Raw genomic sequence first — 5921 nt, forward strand, 5'->3', positions numbered from 1 at the left:
TTTTCTCCTTGGGAGATGTGCATGCGGCGATGGGAGACGGAGAGGTAATGGTCAGCGGTGTGGAAATTTCCGCAGAGGTGAAGGTAAGATTGTCCGTGATTAAGGGAATCAGCATTGAAACCCCTATGCTGGAAAATGAAGAGATTTGCGGTGTAATCTACTCCCACGAAGAGATAGAAAAGGCGGTTTTCCATGCAGTACGAATCATGAATGAAAGAGTACAGGAGAATCTGGGACTTTCCTTAAACGAAGCCGGCATGCTTCTCAGCGCTGTGGGAGATCTGCATTTCTGTCAGGTGGTGGATCCGGAAAGAACCGTGATGATGTGTGTACCGAAGAAGATTATGAAGAGCTTATTTTAAAAAGAAGAGAAATATTTCGCCTTGATATAAGTGCATAAAAACAGCAGACTTATATTGTTCGCTAATTCAGGACAAAGCCCAATATTTGAAGAGGGAAATATTTTTAGAACAATAGTACCTCTTAAGAGAATTGCAACTCAGAAGGTTGGTAGGAAAAACGTCCCTCACAATGCAATACTGAAAAATAGACTTTCGTTAGTTATTTATGGAGACTGTTATTACTGTTTGTGCCGCCGGATGAATGCGATGGAATGGAGATTGCTATGAGATTGATTGTTACATTTTTGTATTTTGTTGGAGCTATGATATATTCCTATCCGGTAAGATTGATTCATCATTTGAAATACAAGGATAAGAAAAGTGAACATGACGCAAATTTTTATAGCTTAAAAATAATAGCGAAAAAAATACTCAAATTATTAGGCGTAAAATTAGATATTCAAGGCTGTACCTTATATGATGAACCTGTGGTTTATATTGGAAATCATAGAAGTAATTTTGATAGCTTAATAATGGTTGCAATAATGGAGAAGCCATTGATTTTCATTGGAAAAAGTGAGATTAAAAAATTTCCATTTATCGGTAAATGGTTTCGGGATATAGGATGTCTGTTTTTAGAGCGAGATGATATCAAAAAATCAATAGAAGTAATTAATCAAGGCATTCAAAGAATAGAAAATGGGTATTCAGTCGTTATTTTTCCGGAGGGGAGAAGAATGAAGGAAGACGGTGTGGAGGAATTTAAGCCCGGGAGTTTTAAATTGGCTTTTAAGGCAAATGCGCGTATTGTTCCTGTTTCATTCTATAATTCAGAGGAGTGTTATGAGCGTTTTCATAGCTTTCACCCGGCCAATGTGAGTATTCGTATTGGAGAAGTTGTCGATCCCAAAGCGCTTGAACTAAATACAACCGTACAGATGGCAAAATACTTACACACAATAATTTCTCAAACTTATGAAGAGCAGCGTACACATCAATGATTGCATTATTGGCTTTTTTTATGGGGAAACTTGGATTTTAGCTATAAATGTATGTATTGATATTAGGCTAATACAAATGAAGATGGATTATGCTTAATTTAGAAGAAAAAATCAACCTATTAAAAAGAATTGCACATCGTTTCAAGGAAGAGCGGATTGAGTGGGCATTAGGAGGCTCTATGATGCTTTATTTTAAAAAGATAGTCCCCTCCTTTGATGACATTGACCTGATGTTTCTGCTCGGATGTTGACCGTGTTCGCAGCATCTTGTTAGTAATGGGAGAGTTGAAGCCGGAAAATCCTAAAGCAAAATATCAGACGAAGAGCTTTATGGAATTTAGCATAGAGGGGATTGATGTGGATGTTATGGCGGGCTTTGCCATTGTCTATGAAGGGAATGTGGTGGATTGTTCCTTGGAGAAGGAGCAGATTGTGGAAATGTTTCCCTTGGGAACGGAAAGCATCCCCCTGCAATCCCCTTTACTTTGGCGAGAGTATTATCGTTTAATGGAACGCCCGAATAAGGTGGAAATGATTGACAAGGCTTTGGGGGATAAATCTATGGAAACAAAATGTGAAACCGTAGTTGCTCCATGCTTACCACAAAAAGAAGAAGCAGAACCGAGCTGATGATGAAACATCCGCTTACGGCAAAGCTTGGGGAATAGTAGCTTCTTTTTTCCTTTGGAGTGGAGCCTAAATTCCAATAATGTGTCAGTTCTTTCATCACAAAGCAGATGACAAACTGTGCTTTTCCGAAATTGAAAAGTACGGAAGAAATAGCATGGCTTTTGGCATGAAAGAAAAGATAGGTAAAGAAGCTTAAAAGAAGCATTCCCCTAAGGAAAATACGACTCTGCTTTAGCGCATCATAGTTTGTCCTATCTTCTAATTTCACGCGGTGAATTCTATCCTGCATACTTTGCCCGATACGATAAAACCAATTCGGTACTTCTTTTTTCTGTTTAACGGAAAGTTCCAAAAGAAGATAAAGATAAAAGGATAAACCGTAGGCAAGGCAAATGATAAAGGCAAAGAATAAATAGAATAAATAATAGACCATATAATCTTACCTCCCTTATACCATTTTACATAATGATATAACAAGTAATATCGTATTAGCCTCATTTAACTAATAGTAGCTTAACACTTTCGGCTATTTTGTCTAGGCTGAATTATCTTTCCTTCATCCTGATTTTCTAAGACAGGATAGGATACCTTTTTTAAACGGTGTCTCCTTCGAATTTCTCTATAAACCATGGGTAATGACTTTGCTTTGTAAACTTCTCGGATTTACGTATAATGAATTTACAAAACAACACTAAGAGGAATTACCGCGTATAAAGGGAGGGCATCTTATGGCTACGGTTTCATTAAAGGCGGCTACTAGAGAGGATTTGCAAACCATATGGGAAATGCAAATTAAAGCTTTTTCGGATTTATTGGATAAATATCAAGACTATGATATGAGTCCGGGCGCAGAGGGGCTGGAGAAAATCATTGCAAGATACGAACAGCCTTGGCTGTCATCACTGGTGCTTGGACACGATACTACAAGAAGCAGGGAATCTTCATTTGTACGAAAAGATGGGCTATCATCAGACCGGAAGAATGGATAAGATTAATGAACTTATGGATATTGTTTTCTACGAAAAGGATTAGACATAAGCTCTATGTTTAAGGAATCTCATCCGGTCTTTTAATCGATTTATCCAATCTTCGGATAAAAGGCCGTCTTGGAAACACGCTACGACTTAATTGTGTCAGCACTGCTGACATTTTCTTCTTAACGAATATCGTATGAGAAGAGTGCGGTATTTTGTGTGATAAAAGGGATGTGTAAGCTATCAATAGGGTGGCATACGTTTTGCTTATGTTTATTACTATCTGAAAGGAAGAGGAAAGCTTATGAAGCATTTTTCATGGATTCTCAGAATCTTTCATATTTTTGTATTATATACTTGGATTGCTTTTATACTTCTGCTTCCGGCAAGCTCCATATTCAGTTTACAGCTTTATGTCTTATTGAATATCCTATTCGCCCTTGTGTTTACCGGTCTTTTAATCACTCAGATTGTGGAGGCTTTTAAAATCTTTAAAAGAGAGGATAGTGAGCAGTGCATAAAGGCTTTCCTTTTCTTCAAATACAGTTCTCTTCCTACTGTACTGATTCTGCTGGCCATCTTTCTTGTGGTTTTACTTGGAGGAATAGGGCTTTCCTTTGTGCTGTTGGTACTGCCGGCGACTCTATTCATTGCTCCTTTTTTCTTCGCTTTGAGCTTGGTAGTAGCACCGCTTTTCCTCGGCATGTCTTTTATGGCGGGATTAGCAGGGCTTAGCTATGCCATTTGCTTGATTTTACTTAGTAGAAAGCAAAAGGGATGGAAAGTAGGACAATGTATCTTGCATTTTATTTTCCAGAGTATTCCCGGCTTTGATATATTGGATGGTCTGTATATTACGGTGCGATATTGGAACAGAGGGAAAATTTTATCGATTATCACTGCAATTTCTGTTATCTTGGGATTGACGTTTATATTATTTATGCGTTCTTAAACAAAGACATTATGCATTCTTAGAGAAAAACATTATTCCGTTCTTAAGTAGAGAAATGATGCATTCTTAAGTAAAGATAGTATGTATTCTTAAAGAAAGACAGTAAAGATAGCATTTTTAGGAAGGGAGACAAAATGAGAAATTTATGTTTTTTATTGATTCCCATGGGGATTGCATTATTGATTTTCAGCATTAGAAAAACAATCCGTTTTGCGAAGGCAGAGCTATTCTTTGAAATGCCCTGCACAGGGGAAGAGGGAAGCGTTCATCTTCCTCAGGGAAATTACGGTATTTGGCTTAGCGGAAGGCGTTTCAAAAAAACTCCTATCGGAAATATCGGCTTTCAGTTAAGTAGAGCAGAGACCGTGGAAAAGCTGTACCTTTCTCCCAGTCTTATGCATATGTCAGTCACTGGCTTTGATAAAGGAAGAATGGAGCTTTATCATTTTCAGGTAGAAGAAGAGGGAAATTATACCCTTTCTTTAGATGGAGAAAGCAGCGTGAGAGACAGGCTGGAGGCGTCTATCGGAAATCTTCTCTTCAAACAGCCTGTGGATTTGAGCAACTTTACCGTACAGATTCGAAAAGGGAATTCTATAGCTATGTTTTTCTTCGCCATTTTAGGCATTAACCTTGCCGCTTGGATGATTCTTGGAGGAGTTATGCTTCCCTTTATATTGGCTGAAGTAGGATATTAATGCTTTTCCCACAACGAATAGTCGACGACTTGTATGCTTAGCCAATACAATCGTTCATTTCTGGCTTCGCTATGTTCCACGGGCTTTTACGGAAGCTCTACATATTGACGTAAAGAGCGAGAAGGAAGACGGAAAAAAATGCCGCTCCACGAACTGCATTGGTAGTGGAGTAGATATGATAAGCGTCTTCGGAAGAACTGAACTGCATTCTAAGAAGGAGCAAGATTGGGTGGACTATTAAAGCCACGATGATCGTAGCAAATGGCATTTTCATGCATTGATAGAGAGCGGCATGAGCGTCTCCGTTCTTATGGTATAGAAAAACAAAGGTCAAAACATTGACCAAAAGCCAAAGAAAGAGAAATAAGTTGGCATCTCGAAGAGCGGCAGAATTCGTTGCATTTTCATATTCAATATGCACTCTTCCCTGAAAAGCCTGTCCGAATTTATAAATCCACTGAGGGACTTCCCGCTTTCTGATTACGCCGATAAGGAGTCGCAAATAGATATAAAAGGTGAGAAGAAAAGAGAGGCCAACCACAAGGCCGAAAAAGAATTCAAAGCTAAAAAAGTTCATTTTCATTATCCTTTACTGATAGAATCATTCCCAAATCGATTGTTGAGCGCGGATTCCGTAGTAGAATACAACGCCATTTGTATCAAAATATGCATAAAGACTATAGTTTTTCCAGAATGCATGGTCTTTTGTTTGCATAGACAGAACATAATAGCTCTCATTCTGAATTTCTTTATAGTTAGCGGGTTTTAAAGAGAAAATATTCGTGATTGTCTTCGTCTGAAAGTCGGAAAGGGAGAGTGCGGTTAAGTTCACCTTATTAAATTGGACTTCTGCTAATTGGGCGCAATCTCCGGGGATTTCATAATAGGTAATGGTACAATTTTTTAATGCATCCTCGTCCTTCCAAGTAGGGGTTACACTCATAAAACCGTAGGATTTTCCGTCCCTTGTAATTTCCAGATATTCACCGTAATAAAAGGGGTCATTTCTTTTGTTGATGACTTTACTTTCAGCGCTTTTCCCTGCAAAAGAAAATCCTGCATCGATAAGCGAAGAGGCCTTTGTGCTGCCGATAGTCAATTTCGTTCCGTCAATTTGTGCGGTTAGAGGGCTTTCCGGAAACCCCATGGTAGAGACAAAGGAAGCCAAAAGGGAGCCGGAGAAGAAGGCTACCCAAGAAAGTGCATTGCTTGTGGAATACCAACGACGGGCTTCCCGTGAAGAATGAAAAGTCATTCTAAAAAACTGAAAGAGGGAGTGAAGTATCATAGCTAAAAGCAGGATAAGGAATTGCAGTTTACAACAT

Annotated in this window: 10 protein-coding genes; 7 read left to right on the forward strand and 3 right to left on the reverse strand. The window is 38.7% G+C overall.

Going from position 1 to position 5921, the window contains the following annotated elements; translation table 11 throughout:
- The 4 genes from RYL27_RS10365 to RYL27_RS10380 form a co-directional block, all read left to right on the forward strand.
- Positions 1-362 (forward strand): acetamidase/formamidase family protein (locus RYL27_RS10365; RefSeq protein WP_314967058.1); only part of this gene is annotated, 362 nt, incomplete at its 5' end.
- Between the two features lie 263 nt (positions 363-625).
- Positions 626-1342: a lysophospholipid acyltransferase family protein gene (locus tag RYL27_RS10370; RefSeq protein ID WP_314967059.1), complete on the forward strand. Its 717-nt coding sequence runs from the start codon at positions 626-628 to the stop codon at positions 1340-1342.
- A gap of 89 nt (positions 1343-1431) precedes the next feature.
- Complete coding sequence (locus tag RYL27_RS10375) at positions 1432-1593, forward strand: hypothetical protein (RefSeq protein WP_314967061.1); 162 nt, start codon at positions 1432-1434, stop codon at positions 1591-1593.
- 25 nt (positions 1594-1618) lie between these two features.
- Entirely contained in the window at positions 1619-1972 is a 354-nt protein-coding gene (locus RYL27_RS10380) for a hypothetical protein (protein WP_314967063.1), read from the forward strand.
- Here RYL27_RS10380 and RYL27_RS10385 read toward each other — a convergent pair.
- Positions 1902-2405, reverse strand: coding sequence for a hypothetical protein (locus RYL27_RS10385; RefSeq protein WP_314967065.1), 504 nt, complete (start codon positions 2403-2405; stop codon positions 1902-1904). The two genes, RYL27_RS10380 and RYL27_RS10385, sit on opposite strands and share 71 nt — an antisense overlap.
- A gap of 295 nt (positions 2406-2700) precedes the next feature.
- Between RYL27_RS10385 and RYL27_RS10390 the strand changes: the two genes are divergently transcribed.
- The 3 genes from RYL27_RS10390 to RYL27_RS10400 all read left to right on the forward strand — a co-directional run bounded on the left by RYL27_RS10390 (position 2701) and on the right by RYL27_RS10400 (position 4596).
- Positions 2701-2961: a hypothetical protein gene (locus RYL27_RS10390; protein ID WP_331667076.1), complete on the forward strand. Its 261-nt coding sequence runs from the start codon at positions 2701-2703 to the stop codon at positions 2959-2961.
- A 289-nt stretch (positions 2962-3250) separates the two neighbouring features.
- Positions 3251-3898: a hypothetical protein gene (locus RYL27_RS10395; protein WP_314967067.1), complete on the forward strand. Its 648-nt coding sequence runs from the start codon at positions 3251-3253 to the stop codon at positions 3896-3898.
- 134 nt (positions 3899-4032) lie between these two features.
- Positions 4033-4596 (forward strand): hypothetical protein, encoded by a 564-nt coding sequence (locus RYL27_RS10400; protein WP_314967069.1) that lies wholly within the window; start codon positions 4033-4035, stop codon positions 4594-4596.
- Positions 4597-4693: 97 nt separating this feature from the next.
- Here the strand turns inward: RYL27_RS10400 and RYL27_RS10405 are convergent, their stop codons facing one another.
- Positions 4694-5173 carry a hypothetical protein gene (locus tag RYL27_RS10405; RefSeq protein ID WP_314967071.1) on the reverse strand — a complete coding sequence of 160 codons (480 nt, stop codon included), beginning with the start codon at positions 5171-5173 and terminating at the stop codon, positions 4694-4696.
- A gap of 24 nt (positions 5174-5197) precedes the next feature.
- A partial coding sequence (locus RYL27_RS10410; protein ID WP_314967073.1) for a hypothetical protein occupies positions 5198-5921 on the reverse strand: 724 nt, incomplete at its 5' end.

It is taken from the genome of Oribacterium sinus (genome assembly GCF_963537195.1).
Taxonomy (GTDB): domain Bacteria; phylum Bacillota; class Clostridia; order Lachnospirales; family Lachnospiraceae; genus Oribacterium; species Oribacterium sinus_A.